Below are 22,595 nucleotides of genomic sequence, written 5' to 3' on the forward strand. Positions count from 1 at the left end.
CCCATGATGGCCGCGCACCTCGTCTTCACCATCTTCGCCCCGCTCGGCGCCTGGGGCAGCCCGTCGCCCTCGTCGGGCAACGCTGCCCACAAGGCGACGGAAACCGTGCCCACCAAGTCCGCCCTGACCGGGCTTTTGGGTGCCGCCCTGGGCTGGCCGAGGGACCGGCTGGGGCTTCTGGCGGAGAGTCTTTACGTGGCCGTTCGGGTGGACGTGGCGGCACGGCCTCAACCGGCCGCCGACTATCACACCGTCCGCAAGGGCGCGCCGCCGTCCGGTCGGGACCGCTGGACGCGGTTTGATGAGTTGCGCGGGGAACTGGCCGGCACGCACGGCGGCGGGGCCATGCTGTCCCGCCGGGAATACCTGTCGGAGGGCCTGTGGACCGCCTGCGTTCGCTGCCGTCCGGAGGCTCCGATTTCCGAGGACGCCATGGCGTCGGCCCTGCGCGCGCCGGTGTACTCCCTGTACGCCGGCCGGAAGGCGTTTCCGCTGGGCCTTCCGCCCGACCCCGAGGTGGTGGAGGCACCCGGACCCGTTGCGGCCCTGGGCGCCTACGGCACCGTAGACCGGCGACGCCCCGACCTGGCCGCATGGCTGGGCAGGTCAGACGGCGGAGAGCCGGAGACGCTGCGCGTCTGCGCCGACCACGATTTCCCCGGCCTGGAAGACATCGGCATCGTCGACCGTTGGCTGGAGCGCCGCGACCTTCCCCATCCCGTGGTCCTGGCTGACGGACGCGTGGAGCGGCGGTTCCAGGTCCGCCGCGAGGTGCACCTCTCCGTCCCGCGGGAGGCCGCATGTTCCTGAGCCGCGTCACCCTCTCGCCCCCCGATCCGAGGGCGTTCCTGTCGCTGATCGGCGCCCGGATGAAGGCCGAAGACCCGAGCTTCGCGCACAAGATGATCTGGACGCTGTTCGCGGAAGATCCGTCGGCAACCCGCGACTTCCTGTTCGAGGTCACCGGCCGGCGCCCGTTCCAGGCGCTCGTCCGCTCCCGCCGGGAGCCGGTCGACGGCCTTGGCTGCTGGCATATCGAGACCATCCCCTTCCGGCCCCGCCTCGCGGAGGGTCAACGCCTCCGCTTCTCGCTGGACGCCGTGGCCGTTCGCTCCGTGAAGGCCGCCTCCGGCGATCGGCGCGGCAAGCCGTTGGACGTGGTGATGGCGGAGTGGCGAAACCTGCCGGAACACCGCCGCGCACACCTGACGCCCGACGATCTCGCCGATCCGGTCGGCCGGGAATGGCTGGAGGCGCAGGGCACCAAGCACGGCTTCAACCTTGAAGACGACACGACGGTCCTGGCCTACGAGCGCCACCGTTTTCCCAACAAGGGCCGCCGCCACGTGACCGTCGGCTCCCTGAAATTCTCAGGCTCACTGACGGTGACGGACGTTCCGGCGTTCGAGGCGATGCTGGGCAACGGCCTCGGCCGCCAGCGCGCCTTCGGGTTCGGAATGATGCAGATCGCGCCGGGGGGGCGGGGGGTAACCGAAAAACTGTCGGATTGAAGGGGCGAGTTGGCCCCGCCTTGGGGCCACGGCGGGGCCAACCTGGGGCCACGGCACGCTCCCTACAGCATCCCCTCGCGCTCAAGCAGCAGTTCGACGGCCTCGCCGATCAAGGCGTTTCGCGATGGCCGCCCGGCCCGCCGGCGGCTCAGGGTGTCGAGCTGAAGTGGTCCCGGTTGTTCGGGCAGATCAGCGCGCTCTGTAAGCTCTGCTCCTGGGGCTTGGTTGGTGGGTAGTCGCGGTCAGGCGGCGAGGCCTGCCGGGCGGAGGGCGGAGCGGGAGCGTAGCCCGGAGCCCGGCAGGCCTCGCCAGTAAACCTCATCGGGGGTGGCATAGGCCAGGGCCTGGTGCGGGCGCCGCTCGTTGTAGGTTTGCACCCAGGCGCCGATGCCGGCCTTGGCCTCGCTGCCAGTGGTGTAGGCCTTCAGGTAGACCTCCTCGTACTTCAGGCTGCGCCACAGGCGCTCAATGAAGATGTTGTCCATGCAGCGGCCCTTGCCGTCCATGCTGATGCGCACGCCCGCCGCCTTCAGCGTCCCAGTGAAGGCGAGGCTGGTGAACTGGCTGCCCTGGTCGCTATTGAATATCTCGGGCGGGCCGTAGGTTTCCAGGGCCTGTTCCAGCGCCGCGACGCAGAAATCGGCGTCCATGGTGTTGGACAACCGCCACGACAGCACCTTGCGGCTGTGCCAGTCCATGATGGCGACCAGGTACAGGAAGCCGCGACGCATCGGAATGTATGTGATGTCGGCAGCCCACACCTGGTTCGGCCGGTCGATGACCAGCGTGCGCAGCAGGTAGGGATAGACCCGGTGCTCGGGGTGCGGCACCGTGGTCCGCGGCCGGCGATAGACGGCTTGAACGCCCATCAGCCGCATCAGGCGTCGCACCCGTTTGCGGCCGACGGACCAGCCCTCGCGGCGCAGGAGGGCGGCCATGCGACGGCTGCCCAAGTAGGGCATATCCAGGAAGTGGCGGTCGATGGCCGCCATCAGCATCCGGTCCTCGGTGTTCTTCGGCGTGTCGTCGTTCACCGGACGGTAGTACAGCGACGACCGGCTGATGCCGACCAGGCGGCATTGCCGTGTAAGGCTCAGCGTGGGGTGGGAAATGTCGATCATGGCTCGGCGCTCCACCCGCTTCAGCGCTTGAGCCTGACGGCCAAAAAATCATTTTCGACCTTCAACTGGCCGATCTGCTTGTACAGCTCATCGACCAGCGCCTCCTTGTCCTTGTCGGCCTTCGATGGGCCCTTCTCGAATGCCGTGGCCGCTTGGTCCCGCAGCGTACGTTTCCAGGCGTTGATCATCGTCGGGTGGACGTCGTACTTCGCGCTCAGCTCGGCCACCGTCTTCTCGCCGGACAGCGCCTCCATCGCCACCTTCGCCTTGAAGGAGGCGCTGTGGTTGCGACGATTCTTGCTCATGCGGTCTTCTCCTGTCTCGCCCCAGGAGCAAAACCCAGAGCTTACCGACCTGTCCAGATTCTTGGGGCCACCTCACCGAACCGTCGATCCAAAAGGGCGGCGAAGACTCCCGTACCGGAAAAATGAGGCAGGCAGAGCCAGTCCACGTCTCCGCTGCGCGAGATCAACGCGGCGGTGCGGCCGTTTCCGATGATCCCGTAGTCGCCGATGGGCGGGAAAGTATCGCTCAGCGGCTTTGGGCCCGCCTTTTCCCCAGCATTCTCGTCCTTCAAGCCGCCTCCTTTCGGACCGTCAGCCGCGCGCTGCTTGAGCGTTTGCCGAACTATCCGCGTGCAGCAGGTCCGCCGAGATACCCAATGGCGTGGAAACGGCACCACGTGTCACATCGTTCGAGCATCCGGCAGCCGTAACAGACTTGTGATCGAGCTGGCGCTGGTGAGGCCGAGAAAGCGCCCCCGCTGCGCGTTAATGGAGATGTAGATTTCGATATCTGAGAGGGCAGTCATGGAGCCTATGTTGAAGTCAGAAGTCACCTGCCCCCAGTGCGGCCACCGCAAGGTTGAGGAGATGCCGACGGACGCGTGCCAATTTTTCTATGAGTGCAAGGGATGCAGTCTGCTGCTGCGTCCGAAGCCGGGAGACTGTTGCGTTTTCTGTTCATACGGCAGTCTGCCGTGTCCGCCGATCCAGCAGGAGCGTTCCTGCTGATGACCGATCCGGAACGAACGAATAAATCATGCGCAGGACGCAGAAGGAGAGCCAAAAATTAGGGCCTCCACCAAGGCTCGTGCAGCAAGCATCGAGCGCGAAACCCTCCGACCCTATAATAGGGGCTGTGATATGGGGGCAGGAACACTCTACTCCACGACGATGCTGCCGATCATGCCGGCGGCCTCGTGTGGAATACAGAAGTACGTGTACTCGCCCGGTACGGTGAAGGTGTGGCTATAGCTGCCGCCAGCTTGGACGGAGCCGGAATCAAAAGGCTCCGCGCCGTCCGGCAGCCGGACATGCGCCGGATCACTGGCCTTGGCGGGATCGGCTGTCACCGTGTGCACCAGATCGGACGTGTTGTTCCAGCGAACGGTATCGCCTGCGGAGACCGCGACCGTCTCCGGCGTATAGTTCAGGCGGTTCGTCATCTCGACCACCGTTTCGGCTGCGACGGCCGGCACGGCGGCGGTGAAGGCGGTCGCGAACGCCAGCACAGCGATTTTCCCTCGATCCATGGCTCTCATCCTCCTTTGCTGTCCTGGCCGATCAACGGCGGGGCGTACGGCCTCGTTCTGGAAACTTGCGACACCACCCGCCTCGAAACCACGCACCAAGGCGTGTCAACTTCGGCCACGCGGATGGCGTTCCAGACCGAGTAAGCACGGCGTAGAGGGAGTGATAAGGAATGCGAGACGATGAGCGTCTTCAAGAGCACGGTGATGACTCCGACAACCGGACGGACAATGTGCACCCCGATGCGGTGGCCCTGAACCTGTTGTGCGGCTTGGCCGCCGGTGCCATCGGAACGGCCGCGATGACCGCCGGACAGCACGCAGAGATGCGGGTGACTGGCCGCCCGTCGTCGGTCTCTCCGGCGGAGGCTCTGTGCCGTCTCATCGGTATCGAGACGCGGACGGATCGGCAGGAAGCCCGCCTCGCCCGACAGGCCCACTGGGCCTACGGCACGGCTTGGGGCGGCGGCAGGGCCCTCATGGAAAATGCTGGAGGCGGCCGCCCCGCGGAGCCCTGGCAGACCTTGCTGTTCACCGGCCTAACCTGGAGCGCTGGCGTCCTGCTGCTTAGAAGCACCGGAAACGCGCCGCCCCTGCGCCAGTGGACCGGACGATCGCTTATGATCGACTTCGGTCATCATCTTGTGTTCGCAACCGTGACCGGCACCGCATTCCGCCTGTTACGGCGCGTGCTCCGTTGACGGAACGGAGCACGCTTTTCGACCCTAGCCTTATCCTTCCCTGCCCGACACGATGTCGTCGATCCACGTCAGCGCGGCAACCGCCTGCGGGAAGCCAAGCGTGCCGATCGCGAGGATGGCGACCTGCTGGATGGCTTCCGGAGAAATGCCCTCGGCGAGAGCGCGGCGGCAGTGCGAGTGGACACCGCCTTCCGACGCGGCTCCGATGGCGAGCGCCAGCTTCACCAGCCTGCGTTCATTGTCGTCGAGCGGACCGGCCTTGGCGCATGCCTCGCCCAAAGCGGAATAGGCTTTCCAGACGTCCGGATGCTTCTGCGCAAGGTCGCCGGCCGCGGCGGGAAGTTTGTCGTTCATGGCGCTTCTCCACTATGAGACAGGGCTGTGTTGTGGCGCGGTAACGCGCGGGCCGCCCGCAAAGAGCCTACCGCTCCGGCCGGACCGTTCCAACCGATACGCCCTCCGTCGGCGACTCACCAGAGGACAGGGTATCCACGGTCGCATCGTCCTCCCTAAGTCCCTTCTTGAACGCGTTCACGCCCTTCGCCACGTCGCCCATGAGGCGCGGAATCTTCCCCGCCCCAAACAGGACGAGGACGACGAGAAGGACAATGACCCAATGCCAAATGCTGAACGTTCCCATGACATCTTTACTCCTGAGGCGCAGCTCGGGGCCGCGCAACATTTTCGAACAGCGAAGCGGGTGCCAACCGCGTCATCCTGCGGGGGACAGCGGTATGATCCGGACGGTCGTCCCGGCGGGCAGATCGTCCTCATCCTCCCCCACGTCCACGAGACAATCCGCGGAAGCCAGGCCCGCAAGAAGGTTCGACCCTTGCGCAGGGCACGGCACCGCCGTTCGCCTGCCGTCGGACCTGGCTCTCAGGTTTGCACGCAAGAACTCCCGTCGGCCGCGACGGGTGTGCACGGGCGTCTCCAGCACGGCCGCCTGGGCGGTGGTGTCGCGCGCCTCCACATCGGATAGCCCTTGCAGCCGGTAGAGAAGAGGCTTGGCGAAAACCAGGAACGTCACGATTGCCGAGACCGGATTACCGGGCAGGCCGAAAACCAGGCAGTGCCCGATCGAGCCGAACGCCACCGGCTTCCCTGGTTTGATCGCGAGCCGCCAGAAATCAAGCGTGCCGCATTCCTGGATCACGTCCTTGACGTAATCGGCCGTTCCGACCGACACACCACCGCTCGTCACCAGCACGTCATGATCCGCGGCCGCCGAGGAAATGGCATCACGCAGCGTCCAAGGTTCGTCGGGAAGAATGCCGAGGTCGGACACCTCGGCGTCCATCGCCCTGAGGAGGCCGATCAGCGCAAAGCGGTTGGTGTCGTAAAGCCCCGCGTCGGGAAGCACCGTACCCGGTTCCGCGACCTCATCCCCCGAGGAGAACACACCGACGCGAACCCGCCGAAGCACGGACAGGCTCGCCAGCCCCTGGGACGCCGCAAGGGCCACATCCTGCGGCCGCAGACGGCGACCCGCCGCCAGCAGGGGCTGACCCGGTCGAACATCGCCTCCCCTGAGCCGGATGTGCTGCCCCCGGTCGGGCTGAGCGGTGAACCGAACCCAGCCGTCCTTCTCGATACTGTCCTCGACCATGACGACCGTGTCCGCTCCGGCCGGAACGGGCGCCCCCGTCGTGATGTGAATCGCCTGCCCGGCCTGAAGAACACCAGCATATGGATGCCCCGCGAGCGACTGCCCCACCACCCGCACCTTACCGCCGTCACGGCAATCCTCTGCGCGGATCGCATACCCGTCCATCGCTGAATTGTTGCATGCCGGAACCTCAAACCTGGCCTGGATGTCTTCGGCCAGAACCCGCCCGTAGCACTGTTGGAGCGGGAGCACTACAGTGTCCGCAACCGGCGTCACAAGGCGCGCCGCAAGGGCGAGCGCCTCATCCAGACGGAGAAGGCTCTCTCCGCCGCCGCAACAATCCTTCATGATTGTCTCCTTGTTTGAACCCGATGGCGATGACGGCCCAACCCAGTCCGCGGCGCTTTACCGTCGTCCCGAGCGCAGATCGATGGCGTCGAGATAGCTTCGCCATTCGGCAGTGAAGGACATGGACCGACGGCTGGCGCGCAAGACGCCGTCGCGCTTCATGCGGCCGATCATGCGGGAGAAACTCTCCGGCGCGATCCCAAGGAGAGCGGCGAGATCGCCAAACGTCATCGGGACTGTGACCGTGTAGGCCGACGTGGTGGAGATGCCCGTGCTTTCCGCGAGCCACGCACAGAAGTGAAGGAAGCGGACCCGGGCCGGCCGCACCAGAATTTCGGTCATGCGCTCCTGCTGTTCAGCATAGGCAGCCGCGACCGCCGCGTCGAAAGAGGCTCTCGACCGTGCCGGCGCGGCCCGTGCCGTATCGATCACCCACGCCGGCATGAACTTCACCCGCGCCGGCGTCAACGCCTTCGCCGTGGTGCTGTGGGGCGTGCCGCTGAGATAGGACCGGTGCCCGATCACGGTGTCCCGCCGGGGAAGACGGACCACCGCCTCGTGGCCTTCAAGGGTCAGGCGGCTGAGGGCGATGGAGCCTTCCAGTATCTGCCACACGCCCGATGCGCGCTCGTCGGCCCGGAAGAGGACGTCACCCGGCCTCACCCGGGTGACGCTGCCGCAGGTATGCTCGGCCAGGCAATGTCCGACCGACGAACAGGAGCCGCAGCCGGTTGTCGTTCCGGGGACCGTCGTCGAACGGACAACCGATGAAATGGCGTTCATGATGGTCTCCCGACTCCGTCGCGTCAGTCTTGGTGCCCGATCAGTTGTCGAGCGAGGTCATGTAGGCGATCACGTCGCGGCGCTGCTGCTCGTCGGCGAGCTTGAACGTCATCTTGCTCCGTGCCTTGGCGTCATCGATCGTGGCACGCGTCCATCCGGTGGGGTCGGCGAGGTAGTCCATCAACTGGGCCTCGGTCCACTGCCCCTGCGCCTCGGCTGCCGCCACCAGGGCATCGGAATACTTGAAACCTTCAAGGCCGGCGATGCCCCGGCTCATCACGCCGAAGAGGTTGGGCCCGACCTTGTTGGCGCCGCCCTCGTCGAAGGTGTGGCAGGCGATGCATCGCTTTGCCACCACCTCCCCTCTGGCGGCATCACCCTCCTGAGCCTGGGCCGTCGAAGACGCTGCGACTGCGAGCGCGCAGGTGATGGCGTATGTCGACAGTTTCGGCATGCTGTTGGTTTCCTTTCTCTCACACAAGGGAACGACGGCATCAGCCGCCGGTGACGAACATGCCCCGGGCGGCGCGCCCGGAACTGGTGAAGGCGCTGTCGTTGAAGGTGTTGTGAAGCGGCTTCCTGTTGACGGCATCGACGATGGCAGCCGCGATCTCGGCGTCGCCGGCACCACCGCGAAGCAGGTGCGAGACGTCGACCGCTCCCTCGTCTCCGACGCAGGGAAACAGTCGACCGTCCGCCGTCAACCGGACACGGCTGCACGCGGAACAGAAGCCGCAGCTATTGGCGGCGATGAACCCGATGCGCTGGCCCGTCTCGCCGCAGTGGTCGTAGGTCGCCGGGCCGTTGGTGCGAAACCTGTCCGGCACCAGCGTCCAGCGTTGCGCCAGCGACGCCCTGACCTCCGCCACCGGGCAGAAGGCGTCGCCAAAGGCAAGGGCCGCCGGGCCGATCGGCATCAACTCGATGAAGGCGATGTCGCAGCCGCTGTCCCCGGCGAAACGGACCAAACGGTCGAGGCTGTCGGGGTCGGCGTTGTACGCCCGGTGGACCACGCAGTTCAGTCGGACCTCCAGCCCCGCCTCCCGCGCCGCGGCGATGCCGTCCAGGGCGGCCTGAAGGGTGCCGCGCCGGGTGATCCGGCCGTAGCGGTCGGGATCGAGCGTATCCAGGGAGATGTTGACCCGCCGGACGCCGCAGTCGTGCAGGAACGCGGCATATCGCGAGAGGCGGGTGGCGTTGGTGGTGATCAGAAAGCGCGAAATCGTCGCTCCGGCGGCGATCCTGTGCCCGATGTGCTCGGCGATGACCGGGAAGTCCTTGCGCACGAGCGGCTCCCCGCCCGTGATGCGGATGGTGTCAAACCCCAGGTCCGCCGCCACGTCGATCAAGCGACAGATCTCGGCTGCGGTCAGCAGATCGGCCCGGGGACGGAACTGCTGACGCTCCGACATGCAGTACGAGCACCGCAGGTCGCAGCGGTCTGTCACCGAAATCCGCAAATACCGGATCCGCCTGCCGAAGCTGTCGATCAGCATGGTTGTCACCGTCGAAAAAAAGAAGAGCCGCCGGGCGTCAGGAGGGGGCGGGAACGCGCCCGGCGGCTCTGGGACGACGCGGGGGAGGACGCGTCATTCCTGCTGATGAAGACCGTGGCCGACCATCATCAGATTATGTGGCGAGGCTTGAGCGACATGCCATTGAAGGCGTGCTTGTAAGCGCTCTCGCCGACCTTGGTCAGGACACCCCGGCCCAACTTGTAGCGGTAGTTGCCGCTGACCGGGTCCGGGACCGCGTGAACCACGGCATTCGCCGGCGCGCCAGGGAAGTTGAAGTTTGCCATCACCACGCCCTGCCGCATCTCGTCGGAGACGATGGCGACGGCCGTGAACTGGCCTTCGGTGACGCGGATGTGGCCGTTCTCCATGAGCTTGGTGAAGGTCAGATCCTTCTCAAGCACGCCGATGGGCTCGCCGGTCTGGACGTAGACGGTGTCGTTGCGCACCTCCACCAGGTCGCCGGACTCGATCCCGCGCGGCGCTGCGTCCTTCGGGTGCAGAACCATCATCGGGTACGGCCACCGCTTGGCGAGGTAAGGCTTGCGCAAGTCGTCGAAGCCCGACTGCCATGTCTCGTTGACGCGGCCGTTGGTCACCCACAACTCGCCCTTCTCGGCGCGAGGTTTGACAGCCTCGTAGTAGTCGATCCAGCCCTCGAAGTTCCACTTGGTCTTCAGCAGCAGCGCCTTGCCCGAGTGCGTCCCAAAGGCGTAGAGCCACTTCTGGTCGACCGTGACTCCTTCCGTCTCGCCCCAGTCGGCGGTCGCGTCATGCAGCCGCTTGGTGCCCACCAATTGCCCGTCCTTCACGCGGATCGGCGTCTGGATGCCGTCGGTCCCATAATCGCGCAGAAGGTCGTGTCCCTTGCGGCCCTGCTTCTTCGCCTCGACGACGAGCGGGTGGTAGGACAGAACGCCGGTGCGGCTGAAGCGGCTCGCCTCCTCGAAGACGTCGTTGGAGTCCTGCCAGTCGTAGCCCTCGAAGCCCATCTTGCGGGCGAACATGGCGATCGCATACCAGTCCGGCTTCGCCTGGCCCGGCGGATCATTGAAGGCCGAATAAAGGCGCAGGCGACGCTCGGAGTTGCAGCGCGCGAAGTCCGCTTCGCCCCAGCCGGCGGCCGGCAAGACAATGTCGGCGAACTGCGTGTTGAGCGGCTCGACGGGATAGATGTCGGAGTCGACAAGCACCATGCCGCCGGACTCCACGCGGGCGATGAGCGTGTCGATCAGGTGCTGCCGGTCGACGTGACGCGGCTGGTTGGGATTCCCGCGCGTCAGTTCCTCGACCCGCATCGCCAGTTCCTGGCTCGCGAGCATACCTGCGAACCACGTCAAGCCGATGGTCCACATGAAGCGGACGTTGCCGTCCATCACCCAACGGTCGACGTTCAGTGCCTTCTTGCGGCGCCCAGGGTATTTCTCCGGGCTCAGCCAGCCGCGACCGTCACCGGCACCCATGCCACCGCGCTGGTGGCCGCCGCCACGGCTGATAACCTGGCCGGGCCGGTTGCCGGCACCGCAGATCAGGCCGAGGGAGCCGAGCGACGCGGTGTTCATGTAGTTGTTGGACCAGTAGTTGCCCTTCTCCAGCATGAAGGAAGTTTTCGGCCGGCTGCCGTCGGCGTTCGGCTTGGCGATCATCTCGGCCGCCTTGACGATCAGGTCCGCGTCTATGCCGGTGATGCGCGCGGCGTTTTCAAGTTCCCCGGCTTCCTCGGCCATGATGAACTTCTGGTAGTCCTCCCAGTCGCTCTGGAAGGCGCCCCAGGTCGTCCGCCACTGCCACCGGGTGTTGCGGGTCCCGCGACCATAGCCGGACTCCAGATCCCACTTCTTGGCGACCCAGGTGTCGATAAACTCCTGGTCCTGCCAACCATTTTCGACGATGATCCGCGCCAGGGCCAGGTGCAGGACGGTGTCCGTGCCGGGGATGATGGGCAGCCACAGCCCGCCGTTCTGTTCGGCATAGGCGACGCCCATGGTCTTGTGCGGCGTGACGAAGATCATCTTCTTGTCGCCGCGCATCATCCATTCGGTAAAGAGGACGGTCTTGGTCTCATACGGGTCGCAGCCCGATATGAAGGCAACCTCGCATTCGGCCCAGTCGTCGTAGCTGGCGGCGAAGGAGTTGATGCCGGCATCGTCCAGGCCGGCGGCGTCCTCGGCGTTCTGCGGCTTGTCGTGAGGCGCGTAGACCGGCGTGCCGACGGATGTGTTGACGAGCTTGCTGATGGCGTAGGTGTTCTCGAAGTACTCGTAGCTGTAGGTCTTCATGCCCCAGGCATGAACGCCATGCTTATCGAGGACGTGCTTGGAGACGGCCGCCATGACGTCGGTCGCCAGGTCCCAAGACACCGGCTGAAGAACACCTGCGATGCGGATCATCGGGTATTGCAGCCGGTCCCGCGTCGGCATGTCGGGGTTGTAGACTTTCTGCGCCAGCGTGCCGCCTCGGATGGAGTGGTTGCCCATCGGGTTGACGACCGTTGTCTCGTGGTCGGGCACGACCACCACGTGGTGTGGCTCACCCTTGTGGATGCAGATGTTGTGCTGGCTGGGGCTGACCCAGGGCATCATCGCGCCGCCGTTCGGGAACTCCTGCTTCAGGGCGTTCTCGTCGGCCGCCGGACCACCCTGCCGGCCGATCGGCCAGCGATAGATCTTGTAGCCACAGGCCACCGTGCAGTAGGAGCACGCGGTCGTCAGGACATCCGCGTTGACGGGCGGCAGCGGCACCTGGTCGCCGCTCAATTTGTCGAAGGAACGTGCCATTGTCGTATCTCCTCAGGCCTCGGTGCCGCGGGGATTTTCGTCGTACCCGAACACCAGGCCCATGACGCCGATCGCGTAGATATCGCCGTTGCGCACTTCAAGCATGATCTGCGGCAGGCTTGACGTGGCATGGCCGGCCGTCACCATTCCGTGGCGGGTCAGGTCGAAGGTGGTCAGGTGAAGCGGGCACGGGCCGAGCACGGAGTGCGTGGGCTTGAACGTGTCCGCCCCGACGGGGCCGCCCATGTGCGTGCAGGTCGTGTTGAAGGCGACGATGTTGCGGTCCGGGCCGATGCCGCCGCCGGCCTGCTCGTTCAGCTTCACCAGAATGTTGAAGACGTCGGCATTGGGATAGGTGAACTCGATCGGCACACCGGCCTCAAGATCGGCCAGCGACGCGATGCGCATTTCCTCGTAGCGGCTGCCGACCAGCTTCAAACCCGCCGCCTTGACCACGGGCGGCGCCGCCATCACGGCCAACGCGGACCCGCCGAAGATCAGGAACTGGCGGCGGTTAAGGCAGCCGCCGCCCTTCTTGTGAGTGTGGCCCATGATCAATTTCCTTTCGGCAGGGGCTTGGTTTCGGGCAGATCCGGATCTTCGACGATCAGCGGCTCGTCCATGCTCAGCGTCTTCAGGAAGGCGAGCAGGTCCGCCTTCTCGCCGGCCGTCAGGCCCAAAGGCTGGATCGGGGCGCCCTCGCCTCCGCCGGCGTCGTAGAAGTCGATGACATCGTCCAGCGTCTCGAGGGCGCCGGAATGCATGTACGGAGCGGTGTAGGCGATTTCGCGCAGCGACGGCGTGCGCCACTTGCCGTCGTCTTCGGGCCGCTTAGTCACGTAGTAGCGGCCGTGGTCCCGGTCGGCTGCCCGGTAGGTCTTTTCGTCGACACCCTTCTGGTAGACCTCCCAGCGGTGGGTGATCTGCTGGATCGGATCGTCGGCAAAGAACGCGTTCTCGGGCACACCCAACTTGTAGAACTTCTCGTCCGACAGCAGCGGCCCGTTGTGGCAGGAAACGCAGCCCGCCTTACCCTCGAACAGGTCCAGGCCGCGCTTCGCCGAGGCTGGGATGGCCTGCTCGTCGCCGTTCATGTAGCGGTCGAAAGGCACCTTTGCGGGGTCCGACACAATGGTGCGTTCGAACGCCGCTATCGCCTTCCAGGCATCGTTGATCATCGGCCAATCGGTGCCGAAGACGTTCTTGAAGGAGTCGACGTACTCCGGCACCGCTGCCAGGCGCATTTCCATCATCGCGCCGTCGCCATTCCCGGCGACCGCGCCCTCCGCGGCGGCCTTCGCCTGCGCCTCAAGGCTCGTGACGGCACCATCCCAGAACAGCTTGTTGTAGTAAGCGGAGTTCAGAACAGTCTGTGACGCACGCCAATGGGTCGTGCCGGGATAACCGAAGGAAATGGCGCCATTCGTTTCCCAGCCCAGTTCGGGACGATGGCAGGCAACACACGGCATGGAGCCATTGCCGGACAGACGCCCGTCGAAGAACAGCTTCTTACCCAGTTCCACCTTCTCGTCAGACATCGGGTTGTCGGCCGGCACCGGCACAGGGGGCAGCGGCCCCAGCGGCGGGTAAGGCGCATCCGCCGCAGTGGTGGCGCCGGCCGCGGCCAGCATCCCGACAAGGGCCGCCGAGGTCAGCAATGTGGTCTTCTTGTTCATGGCGGTTTCCCTTCAGTTCTTGCCCAGCTCGCGCGGGGCGTACTCGGGAAGCTCGGGCACGGTCGTGTCCGGAGCGTCGCCGGTCAGGCTCTCCAGGAAGGCGACCAGCGCGCTCTTCTCCTCGGCGCTCAGGTTGAGCGGCTGGATCAGGGGCGACTTGTTCGCTGCCTCACCGCCGCCCGCGTCGTAGAAATCGACCACGTCGGCGAGGGTCGCGACAGTTCCGGAGTGCATGTACGGGGCCGTCTGCCCGACGTCCCACAGGGACGGCGTAACGAACTTGCCGATGTCGACGCGATCCTTGGAGACGACGTAGTTGCCCACGTCCTCGCGCAGATTCATGTAGTTGGGCGTCCCCATGGTGGCGAAGTGCCGCAGCATGGTGATCTGCCGCTCTGCGTCAGTCGCGTTCTCAGCATTTTCCGGCACGCCCAGGGCATGAAGACCGCCATCGGACAGCGTAGGACCGCTGTGGCAGGCGATACAGTTGGCCTTGCCCTGAAACAGTTCCATGCCGGTCGCCTGCTCGGCGGTCAGCGCGGCGTCCTCGCCGCGAAGGTAGCGGTCGAAAGGCGCGTTGGTGGTGCGGATGGTCTTCAGGTACTCGCCGATCGCCCCGTAAATCTGGCCGCCATACGGATCACCGCCGTACGCCGCCTTGAAGGCTTCCGCATATTCGGGCACCTGCTTCAGGCGCTCCTGGGCGAGGCGGGAATCCATGTTCATGGTGTGGGCCTCGGTCAGCATGTCGCGGACCACCGTGCCCAGGTCCGAACCGTCGAGCCGACCGTCCCACATCAGGTACTTCCGGTGCGCGACGTTGAAAAGCGATGGCGCGTTGCGGAAATAGGCCGTGCCCGTGTAGCCATCGGACAGCGCCTGACCGTCGCCCCACCCTGCTTCCGGGCTGTGGCAACTGGCGCAGCTACTGGCGGTGTCGCCGGACAGGCGCGTGTCGAAGAACAGCATGTTGCCGATCCTCGCCTTTGCCTCGTCGACCTTGGGGGGCTCGGGAAGCGGAGCGAACGACGGCGCTTCCGCGACGGCACCGCCCGCCGTGAGCAGCACCACCGCCGCCGCCAGAATTACAGGCCGCGGGGCATTCACCGCTGGCCGCGTTGCACCCGCAGGTGCTGAGTTACTATTTGTCATGACCCCTCGCAGCGCGTTGTGGAGGAACGGCACCGGCCGAACCGGTCTGCCTCTCCATCCGCAAGCGGTGGGCCAGAGTCATGTGAGGGGTTATTGATCTGAACCGAAAAGGGCGGAATACCTGTGACCGTGACCGCAAATTTTGTGCGGGTGGCGAGTGTGCGGACCCATTCCCGACAACAGCCGTAGGTCATCTAGAATTGCGATCTGAAAGGATCGATTGAACGTTCCGTTCAACCGTTGAAATTTCCGTTCAGGCCGAAGGGGCGACGAGCCCATATTCGCGGATTTTTCGCTCAAGCGTCGGACGTGTGATGCCGAGGATGTCGCAGGCGCGCCCCTTGTGCCATTTGGTCTTGACGAGCACCGCCTCGACGTGGCGACGCTCCACGTCCCGAAGAGAGCAATAGTCGCCCTCGGGTCCGACAGGCATAGTGCTTGCCGGCTCATAGTGCTCCCTCGCCAGCGCGACATCCTCTGGCAACGCGATGGCCGTCAGGACATCGCCACGCGCCATGACGGCGGCGCGCATCAAGACGTTGTCGAGTTCGCGGACGTTGCCGGGCCACGCGTAATCAAGAATGCGCCGCATCAAGTCACCGGAAACCTCCCGGATGTTTTTCCGCAGGTCACGATTGATGCGGCGGAGGAGATGATCGACCATTTGCGGGATATCCTCCCGCCTTTCGCGCAGGGGCGGAACGCGGATCGTCACGACGTTCAAGCGGTAATACAGGTCCTCGCGGAACTGCCCGACGCGGACCCGCTCCGCCAGATCAACGTTGGTGGCGGCGATGAACCGGGCGCTACTCTTCTTCAATGTCGTGCTGCCGACGGGAGTGTATTCCCGCGCCTCCAGGACCCGAAGGAGCTTTCCCTGCATGGCGGGACTGAGTTCCGCGACTTCATCAAGAAAAAGGGTACCCTCGCCGACCATCTCGATCTTGCCGCGATGCTGCGCATGAGCACCCGTAAACGCGCCGCGCTCGTGGCCGAACAGTTCGCTCTCCAGAAGCGTCTCGACGAGCGCCGCGCAGTTGATGGCAACGAAGGGCTGGTCGCGCTCTGGGCTCGCACCATGGATGGCACGAGCGATGACTTCCTTGCCTGTCCCGGACTCGCCCAGGACAAGCACCGTCGTCCTGCTGCGCGCCACTAGGCCGATACTCTTGAAAACGTCGGAAATGGCAGCCGACCGCCCCACCATGCTTGAAGATGGCGGCTGCTGACCAATGGCGAGGGCGCCCTCGCCGGATACTCGGCTCAGGGATTTCTCCACGGCGGCATCCAGTTTTTCGAGATCGATCGGCTTGGGGATGTAATCGACTGCGCCCCCCTGCATGGCCGCAATGGTGTTCTCGAAATCGTGGTAGGCGGTCATTATGATGACCGGCAGGCCCGGGCGCCGCTCCGTCACCTCCCGCAGAAGAGACAGTCCGTCCCGAGCACCCGGCGTTCGAATGTCGGAACCGACAAGATCAACATCCCGTGACAGGGCGAGATCCGCCCCCTCATCCGCCGTCGAGGCAAGGATAACCTCGTGCCCCGCATCTCGAAAATGCAGGTCGAGAGTATCGCGGATGGCGGCTTCGTCGTCGATAATGAGGATCGTGGACATGATGTCTAAGTGTCCCATATCTCGGCGTGGGCGGCACCCATTTGTAGCGCCGCCCGTCCGCACTGTCACCGGGCGGACCGGACGTAGGAACCTGGAATGACCCTCTCCACCCGCATCTTCGCACTGACGTTCATGATCGCGGCAATCGCGCTCGGCGGGCTGACCATCAGCATCATTGCGCAATCCCGCGATACATTCCGCGATCTTTCCCTTGAGCGACTGTCGGACGGAGTGGGTCGCGAGGCCGCCCTTCTACAGAACCATCTTGATTTGCTGGTGGGTGATGCCGTGTTCCTGGCAGCCACTGATACGGTCGAAGCGATCGTCAACGGCGATCCCGTTGCAATCAGCACGACGGAACAGAAGGAGCGGCTGGCCCGCGTCTTTCAGACCGTCATGCGGCAACGGCCGCCCTACACCCAGATCCGCCTGGTCAGCCTGGACGACCAGGGGATGGAACTCGTGCGCGTAAATCGTACGGACACCGGCGTGACCGTAGTTCAACAACAGGATCTTCAGGCAAAGCGGGACCGATATTACCTGAACGAACTGGCGCGCCTACAGCCGGGTGATACCTACCTCTCCGATGTGGATTTGAACCGCGAGCACGGCGTTATTCAGGAACCCCATCAGCCGGTCTTCCGTATCGGCGTTCCAGTGTTCGACCGCATCGGCCGCCGTTTTGGCGCAATCCTCATCAATATCGACTTCGACCGCTTCCTCGGGGACATTGTTGCATCTGGAGAGAACACGTTCTTCGTTACCAACGGGCGCGGCGACTACCTGCGCCACCCGGATCGGGCGAAGGAGTTTCGCTTTGAATTCGGGGAGGAAGCCGGCTTGACCGGAGATCTGCTCAGCGAGGAACAGGTGGGCGCGTGGCACGCCGAAGGCGGTTCCTTTCAGTATTATGATTACGATCAAAAGCGTGCCGTGGCGGTGGACAGGATTCGTCTCCCCGAAGCTGTTGTGACCGTGGATGATGAGTACCTGCTGATCGGAGCCACCGCCTCGCTCGCGAGCCTTGAAGCCGAATACGACATATTCCGGAATGCGCTGCTTGCCTCGGTCCTGGTGGTCGGATCGCTCATGGCCGCCGGCTTGAGCATCACGACGTACCGTTTTATGCGGCCCATCAGCCGCATGGTCAGAACGGCTGATCGGATAGCCGATGGCGAAAGGGATGTCGCACTGCCCAAGACGAGTGGCGAGATTGGCCTCCTGGCGTCGAGCCTGGAGCGGATGCTCGCTGCTCTCCGCCGCGCGGCCAAGACCGAGGAACTGGCCTCCATGGGGCGGATGGCGAGCATGATCGCGCACGATCTTCGCAACGCTCTTTCGGCCATCAAGATGAACCTTCAAATTCTCAGGCGACGCGGCCTGGAGACCGATGAGCGCATGTCGAAACACTGCACCATCGCCCTCGACCAGGTCACGTACATGGAGCACGTGCTGAACGACATGCTCATCTTCGCCAAACCGGGCTCGCTGGATCTTCAGTGGACCGGCCTCGGTGAGATCATCCACACCGCCGTCCTCTCGATGCTGCCGGCCATTGACGAGAAGCGCCTGTACCTGAAGGTACCGAACCTTGACACCCTGCCGACCCTGCGGGCAGATCGGATAAAAATAATCCGGGTCATGCAAAATCTCCTGGAGAATGCCGTTCAGGCTGCGCCCGAGGGTTCGAAGGTGGAAATCAGAGCCGGGACGTATCCCGCCAACGATGCTTCCAGCCATGACGGCGCACCGCTCGTTATTATATCTGTGATAGACCAGGGACCTGGTGTCGACCCGCACGATCGAACCCACATCTTCGAGCCGTTCTTTACGACCAAGGCCAAGGGCACGGGCCTCGGTCTTGCCATTGTCAAGCGGATCATCGACGAGCACGGCGGTCACATCTCGGTCGCCGAAGACGCAGGTCACGGCACCGTCATGCAACTACAGCTCCCCCTCAACGGCCCCTCCACCGATCCTCTGGAGGCTGTTGCAAGCGGCGGCGGTGCGACGGTGTCGCCTGAACCGGCCGTCGCACAAGGCTACCTAACTGAAGACCTGTGATCGGTCCTCAACGCCTTCGTGACTCGCCGACCCGCTAGTAGACCAAACCCTTGCCGCTAAGCGACCCTGAAGGGCTCCTATGTCCAAATGACCTGCCCCACAAAGCGCGTCCGCTGAAGGCAGAAGTCCTGCGATATTGCGTCGCTCGCCGGATCCCCGTTTGGTATTCTGAGTGCATTGGGCGCCTCGGCCGCCGGAGGATTCGTTATGGAAGACCGAATAGCTGCCATCCTGGAGGGACACCTGTCCCCGGACAACCTCTCCGCTGAAGAACATGACGTGTGGCTCAAGGCGTTCAACGAGAAAGTGATTCGGCCGACTACTGAGGAGAAAGAGTTCTTCGCCGACCGGCGACGCCGCCGAGTCGGCGTCGGCCTAAGCGATCAAGGAACCCTCATTTCGGCAAACTGTATGCCGGCAGTTCCGAACAGCGAAGAATAGCAGGGCCGGCCCCACCACCTCTCGCGCGGACATTTTGCGGGGGCTGCGGCTGCTGCCTTCACCGGCACCTCCGGATCCGGAGGTGCCGGTGAAGGCACGCGCCCATTAACTGCAAACGTCTGTCGCACTCACCAAACGACACCAATCAGAGTTTCGCAAGAACGCTGTCACAGAGGGCAGACGTCCCGCGCACGCTACGTCCTGACAGCGGTCCAGAAAATTTTCTCTCATTTTTCAGAACGCGCATATCTCGAAGAGGGCACCTGATCTGAAAGGAGTTTACCGTGCCCCTGGACTACCACTCCGACACCCTCTCGGACCCCGTTTTTTCCGATGCATCGGTGCCGGCGAGAAAGCCGCGCAACACACGACCGCCCTCGCGCTTTTGGACCGACGAGGAGCTGGCGTCCAGGCTGGGAAAGAGCCCGACATGGCTGCGCCAGAACCGCCGATATCTTGAGTCTCAGGGGATGCCGAGGCGCGACGAGCTCTTCGGCTACGACAGCGTCGCCATCGAGCATTGGCTTGACGTGCGGGCAGGTCTGCGGGAACCGCCGCTTGAAGACGAGACGCAGAAGGCGCTCGAACTCATCCGCGCCGGCAAACCTTGAACATGGCAGGCGCCAGGCGAAGAGCTGCTTGCGAGCCTGCCCATACCCCTTTATATCCTCGGTACGGGCTATCCGGCACCATCCAGAACGTTGGTGCCGGCGGCGCCCCCATTCCAGCTCTCCGGCCTTTCGGCCGGATGGAAAAGGCGTAACGACAACCTTCGCTGCGTATCGCAGCTCATGGGAAAAATACCGGAGGCAACAGAGCTCCCTCCGGTAATGCGTTGGGCTCGCATCGTCAGGGCCTCGCCATGAGCCACGGTCGCAGTTTTCAACCGGTTCGCCGAACCGGGAAGGATTGTTGTGACCTGTAGACGCCTTTTGGCTCGCGGCTCGCGGGCTCTGTTCGTTGCCCTCGCCATCATTCCCGCTGTCTGCAGCGCTCTTCCTCCGGGGAGGACGTTGTAATGGGCAAGCGGCGAACGGTTAGGCCGCGCACGCAGCGCGGAAAAGACAAGATCCGGTATGTCCAGACACGCGTAAACGCGGACGGCTCCGTAAGGTACTACTGGGTCCGCCGTGGCTACAAAAGCAGGCGACTTCCGGACGACCCCGCCTTGCGCGCAAGGGAAGCGATCCGGCTGAACGAGGCTGCGGTGTAGCGCGACAATTAGGAAGGCCGGTGGGCGTCAACTACGATGGCCGGTCGCCGTGATGGGATGACGATGGTGGCGCCGCGCAGCGGCGCCGGCAAGTCTAATTGTCGCCGGTCTCCGATGTAGTTGTCGCCGGGCGACAATTATCCGCGTCGGTAGTTGTCGCGGATGGTGCGGCGTCCCTGCCGACCGCGGTTCGGCGCCGGTAGCTCTCGACGTTCAACTCGAAGATCGTGGCGTGGTGGACCAGCCTGTCGATGGCGGCGATGGTCATGGCCTTGTCAGGAAAGATCCGGTCCCACTGGCCGAACGGCTGGTTGGCCGTGATCAAGAGCGACCGTCGCTCGTAGCGGGCGGCGATCAACTCGAACAGGACGCTGGTCTCGGCCTGGCTCTTTTCGACGTAGGACAGGTCGTCGAGGATCAGCAGGTCGTACTTGTCCAGCTTGTCGATGGCGCTCGCCAGGGCGAGGTCCTGCCGGGCCGTCTGGAGGCGCTGGACGAGATCGGTCGTCCTGGTGAACAGGACGCGGAACCCGTTGTCGATGAGCGTGTGGCCGAGGGCGGCGCTGAGGTGGGTCTTCCCGCCGCCGGGCGGACCGAAGAACAGCAGGTTCTTGCCCTGGTCCAGCCAGCCGTCGCCGGCAGCGAGCGCCATGACGTGGGCCTTGCTGACCATCGGCACCGCCGAGAAGTCGAAGGTGTCGAGGGTCTTGCCCGAAGGCAGCCTGGCCGCCACGAGGTGCCGCTGGATGCGCCGGCGCTCCCGTTCCGCGAGTTCGAGTTCAGCCAGCGTCGCCAGGAAACGGCTGGCGGGCCAGCCTTCCATGTCGGCGCGCTCGGCGAATTCCTCCCAGAACTGCTTGATGGTCGGCAGCCGCAACTCGGTGAGGAGCAGCGGCAGCTTGGCGATGTCAACCGAGATGCTCATCGGCCGGCTCCCGCGACGAGGATGTCGTAATCCGATGCCGACGGCAGCGCCACCGTCACGTTCGGGATCGTGCCGCCGCTAACCGGGAAGGTCATCCGCAGAAGGGCCAGGTCGGGAAGCCGTCCGTGGTCGAGATCCTCGCCCAGTCGCCGTGCCAGATCCGCCTCGCAGCCGGCGTCGTGCGCCAGGGCCAGTAGGCCGACCATGGTCCGGCAGGCGACGCGCGGGTCCATGGAGGCCATCATGGCATCCCAGGCCCGCCGGTATTCGGTCCGGGGGAACAGGTGGTCCCGGTAGACCAGGTTCTGGAAGGCCTGGGGCTTGCGTCGCAAGCTGTGGATGACGTGGCGGTAGTTGACGACGTAGCCATGGCCGTTGCCGGAGGGCGCGCGACCGCGTGGCAGGGTCAGAACGGGGGTGCCGCCGAGGAAGCCTTCAAGCCGGTCGTCGTGGATGCGCAGGCGGAGATGGTGGCCGATGAACTGCGACGGCGCCGTGTAAAAGACCCGGCGCAGGACGAAGCCGCCGGCGCTGGTCACCAGCACCCGGGCCTCTTCGTAATCCATCGTCCGGCGCGGCGGCAGGCTGCGGAGAACCGGCTTCTCGACGGCCAGCATCTCGCGGCGACGGGCATTGGCCCGCCCCACCACCTCGGCGACGAAGCGGCGGTAGGCCTCCAGATCAGGGAAGTCCCGGCTCCCGCGCAGCAGAAGGGCCTGGTCGAGAGCCCTCTTGAGGTGGCCGTTCCGGCTCTCGATAGCGCCGTTCTCGTGGGCGACGCCGCGGTTGTTGCGGCTCGCGACCATGCCGTAGTGGTCACAGAGACCTTGATGACGCTCCGTCATGTCCCGGGCGGCCTCCTTGTCGAGGTTCCGGAAGGCAGCCGACAGGCTGTCGGTGCGATGTTCGGCCGGGACACCGCCGAGGGACCACAGGGCGTTCTGGAGACCGGCGGCCAAGGCGATGAAGCTCTCGCCGCCCAGCACCACCTCGGCGTACTCCCAGCCCGAGTAGGCCAGGGTGAAATGGTAGAGCCGGTGCGCGAGCGGCGCCCCGTTGATGATCACCGCCAGCTCGGCGGCATCGGTGAAGTCCGACAAGGCCATCCGGCCGGGCGGGTTGGCCTGGCGAAAGATGACCTCCTTCTCCGGCCCCTTCAGCGCGCGCCATTCCCGAATCCGGCGCTCCAGGGTCCGCCGGCGCGACGGCCAATTCTGATCCGGATAGCGCCGCTCCAGCTCCTCGAAGATGGTGACCGCCTTCAGGCCGGGCGCGCCCTCCAGCATCGGCAGGATGTCCGTCTCCCAGACGTCCTCCAGCGGATCCTCGCGGGTGCGCCAGTGGCGATGATCCCGTTTCTGGGAAGGAAGGCGCGGGTCCCGGTCGATCCGCCGGGCCGTCCTCTCGCTGAACCCGGCCTTCGCGGCCGCGACTCGCTGCGTGTGTTGTCCTCGGTGCTTCATGTAGAGTTTCACCTGATGGTCCGTGATGTGGGTTCCAGGCACCGGCGGTCTCTTCTTGGTCGTTGAGAACCGCCAGTGTCTCCCATCACGGCCGTCGGCGGGGTCTATGAAGACCGCGCACCGCAGGGGGCGACCTCCGGCCGGGCTA

General features: G+C 64.8%; 23 protein-coding genes. 7 read left to right on the forward strand and 16 right to left on the reverse strand.

Annotated elements, in window-relative coordinates; translation table 11 throughout:
* Window positions 1-3 precede the first annotated feature (3 nt).
* Window positions 4-810 (forward strand): type I-E CRISPR-associated protein Cas5/CasD, encoded by an 807-nt coding sequence (gene cas5e / locus LG334_RS15850; RefSeq protein WP_404379521.1) that lies wholly within the window; start codon window positions 4-6, stop codon window positions 808-810.
* A complete protein-coding gene (gene cas6e, locus LG334_RS15855) occupies window positions 801-1,511 on the forward strand; it encodes a type I-E CRISPR-associated protein Cas6/Cse3/CasE (RefSeq protein ID WP_404379523.1) in 711 nt (236 codons plus the stop codon). Before cas5e ends, cas6e begins: the two co-directional genes overlap by 10 nt.
* Before the next feature lie 242 nt (window positions 1,512-1,753).
* Here cas6e and LG334_RS15860 read toward each other — a convergent pair.
* Both LG334_RS15860 and LG334_RS15865 read right to left on the reverse strand, forming a co-directional pair.
* A protein-coding gene (locus LG334_RS15860; protein ID WP_404379525.1) for an IS3 family transposase occupies window positions 1,754-2,937 on the reverse strand; the annotation gives its coding sequence in 2 pieces (ribosomal slippage) (window positions 1,754-2,661 and window positions 2,661-2,937; 1,185 coding nt in all).
* Between the two features lie 41 nt (window positions 2,938-2,978).
* Window positions 2,979-3,209 (reverse strand): trehalase-like domain-containing protein, encoded by a 231-nt coding sequence (locus LG334_RS15865; RefSeq protein WP_404379527.1) that lies wholly within the window; start codon window positions 3,207-3,209, stop codon window positions 2,979-2,981.
* A 232-nt stretch (window positions 3,210-3,441) separates the two neighbouring features.
* Here LG334_RS15865 and LG334_RS15870 point away from each other — a divergent pair, with 232 nt between their 5' ends.
* Window positions 3,442-3,645 (forward strand): GDCCVxC domain-containing (seleno)protein, encoded by a 204-nt coding sequence (locus LG334_RS15870; RefSeq protein ID WP_404379529.1) that lies wholly within the window; start codon window positions 3,442-3,444, stop codon window positions 3,643-3,645.
* Window positions 3,646-3,794: 149 nt separating this feature from the next.
* Here LG334_RS15870 and LG334_RS15875 read toward each other — a convergent pair whose 3' ends face one another.
* Window positions 3,795-4,166 carry a plastocyanin/azurin family copper-binding protein gene (locus LG334_RS15875; RefSeq protein ID WP_404379530.1) on the reverse strand — a complete coding sequence of 124 codons (372 nt, stop codon included), beginning with the start codon at window positions 4,164-4,166 and terminating at the stop codon, window positions 3,795-3,797.
* 170 nt (window positions 4,167-4,336) lie between these two features.
* On the opposite strand from LG334_RS15875, the gene LG334_RS15880 reads away from it, so the two are divergent.
* Window positions 4,337-4,864: a hypothetical protein gene (locus tag LG334_RS15880; RefSeq protein WP_404379531.1), complete on the forward strand. Its 528-nt coding sequence runs from the start codon at window positions 4,337-4,339 to the stop codon at window positions 4,862-4,864.
* 30 nt (window positions 4,865-4,894) lie between these two features.
* On the opposite strand, the gene LG334_RS15885 is transcribed toward LG334_RS15880, so the two are convergent.
* From LG334_RS15885 to LG334_RS15935, 11 genes are all read right to left on the reverse strand, one after another.
* Window positions 4,895-5,218: a carboxymuconolactone decarboxylase family protein gene (locus tag LG334_RS15885; RefSeq protein ID WP_404379532.1), complete on the reverse strand. Its 324-nt coding sequence runs from the start codon at window positions 5,216-5,218 to the stop codon at window positions 4,895-4,897.
* A 67-nt stretch (window positions 5,219-5,285) separates the two neighbouring features.
* Window positions 5,286-5,504: a twin-arginine translocase TatA/TatE family subunit gene (locus tag LG334_RS15890; protein WP_404379534.1), complete on the reverse strand. Its 219-nt coding sequence runs from the start codon at window positions 5,502-5,504 to the stop codon at window positions 5,286-5,288.
* A 72-nt stretch (window positions 5,505-5,576) separates the two neighbouring features.
* Window positions 5,577-6,821, reverse strand: a complete 1,245-nt coding sequence (gene glp / locus LG334_RS15895; protein WP_404379536.1) for a gephyrin-like molybdotransferase Glp — start codon at window positions 6,819-6,821, stop codon at window positions 5,577-5,579.
* Window positions 6,822-6,878: 57 nt separating this feature from the next.
* Window positions 6,879-7,604: a Crp/Fnr family transcriptional regulator gene (locus LG334_RS15900; protein WP_404379537.1), complete on the reverse strand. Its 726-nt coding sequence runs from the start codon at window positions 7,602-7,604 to the stop codon at window positions 6,879-6,881.
* 40 nt (window positions 7,605-7,644) lie between these two features.
* A complete protein-coding gene (locus LG334_RS15905; RefSeq protein ID WP_404379539.1) occupies window positions 7,645-8,058 on the reverse strand; it encodes a c-type cytochrome in 414 nt (137 codons plus the stop codon).
* 40 nt (window positions 8,059-8,098) lie between these two features.
* Complete coding sequence (gene moaA, locus LG334_RS15910; RefSeq protein WP_404379541.1) at window positions 8,099-9,100, reverse strand: GTP 3',8-cyclase MoaA; 1,002 nt, start codon at window positions 9,098-9,100, stop codon at window positions 8,099-8,101.
* A 128-nt stretch (window positions 9,101-9,228) separates the two neighbouring features.
* Window positions 9,229-11,895: an arsenate reductase (azurin) large subunit gene (locus LG334_RS15915; protein WP_404379543.1), complete on the reverse strand. Its 2,667-nt coding sequence runs from the start codon at window positions 11,893-11,895 to the stop codon at window positions 9,229-9,231.
* 12 nt (window positions 11,896-11,907) lie between these two features.
* On the reverse strand, window positions 11,908-12,447 hold the full coding sequence (locus tag LG334_RS15920; protein WP_404379545.1) for an arsenate reductase (azurin) small subunit: 540 nt from the start codon (window positions 12,445-12,447) through the stop codon (window positions 11,908-11,910).
* 2 nt (window positions 12,448-12,449) lie between these two features.
* A complete protein-coding gene (locus LG334_RS15925) occupies window positions 12,450-13,571 on the reverse strand; it encodes a cytochrome-c peroxidase (RefSeq protein ID WP_404379546.1) in 1,122 nt (373 codons plus the stop codon).
* A 12-nt stretch (window positions 13,572-13,583) separates the two neighbouring features.
* The gene (locus LG334_RS15930) at window positions 13,584-14,678 is read right to left on the reverse strand and encodes a cytochrome-c peroxidase (protein WP_404379548.1); all 1,095 of its coding nucleotides are present in this window, start codon (window positions 14,676-14,678) and stop codon (window positions 13,584-13,586) included.
* A gap of 298 nt (window positions 14,679-14,976) precedes the next feature.
* A complete protein-coding gene (locus tag LG334_RS15935; RefSeq protein WP_404379549.1) occupies window positions 14,977-16,341 on the reverse strand; it encodes a sigma-54-dependent transcriptional regulator in 1,365 nt (454 codons plus the stop codon).
* A 96-nt stretch (window positions 16,342-16,437) separates the two neighbouring features.
* Here LG334_RS15935 and LG334_RS15940 point away from each other — a divergent pair, with 96 nt between their 5' ends.
* The 3 genes from LG334_RS15940 (at window position 16,438) to LG334_RS15950 (ending at window position 19,457) form a co-directional block, all read left to right on the forward strand.
* On the forward strand, window positions 16,438-18,405 hold the full coding sequence (locus LG334_RS15940) for an ATP-binding protein (RefSeq protein WP_404379551.1): 1,968 nt from the start codon (window positions 16,438-16,440) through the stop codon (window positions 18,403-18,405).
* A gap of 207 nt (window positions 18,406-18,612) precedes the next feature.
* Window positions 18,613-18,846, forward strand: coding sequence for a hypothetical protein (locus LG334_RS15945; protein WP_404379552.1), 234 nt, complete (start codon window positions 18,613-18,615; stop codon window positions 18,844-18,846).
* A gap of 284 nt (window positions 18,847-19,130) precedes the next feature.
* Window positions 19,131-19,457 (forward strand): hypothetical protein, encoded by a 327-nt coding sequence (locus LG334_RS15950; RefSeq protein ID WP_404379554.1) that lies wholly within the window; start codon window positions 19,131-19,133, stop codon window positions 19,455-19,457.
* A gap of 696 nt (window positions 19,458-20,153) precedes the next feature.
* Here the strand turns inward: LG334_RS15950 and istB are convergent.
* Window positions 20,154-20,984, reverse strand: coding sequence for an IS21-like element helper ATPase IstB (istB, locus tag LG334_RS15955; protein WP_404379162.1), 831 nt, complete (start codon window positions 20,982-20,984; stop codon window positions 20,154-20,156).
* Window positions 20,981-22,447 carry an IS21 family transposase gene (gene istA, locus LG334_RS15960; protein WP_404379163.1) on the reverse strand — a complete coding sequence of 489 codons (1,467 nt, stop codon included), beginning with the start codon at window positions 22,445-22,447 and terminating at the stop codon, window positions 20,981-20,983. The genes istB and istA overlap by 4 nt, the downstream gene beginning before the upstream one ends.
* Window positions 22,448-22,595: the final 148 nt, after the last annotated feature.

This window comes from Caenispirillum salinarum, assembly GCF_044803115.1.
Lineage (GTDB): Bacteria > Pseudomonadota > Alphaproteobacteria > Rhodospirillales > Rhodospirillaceae > Caenispirillum > Caenispirillum salinarum_A.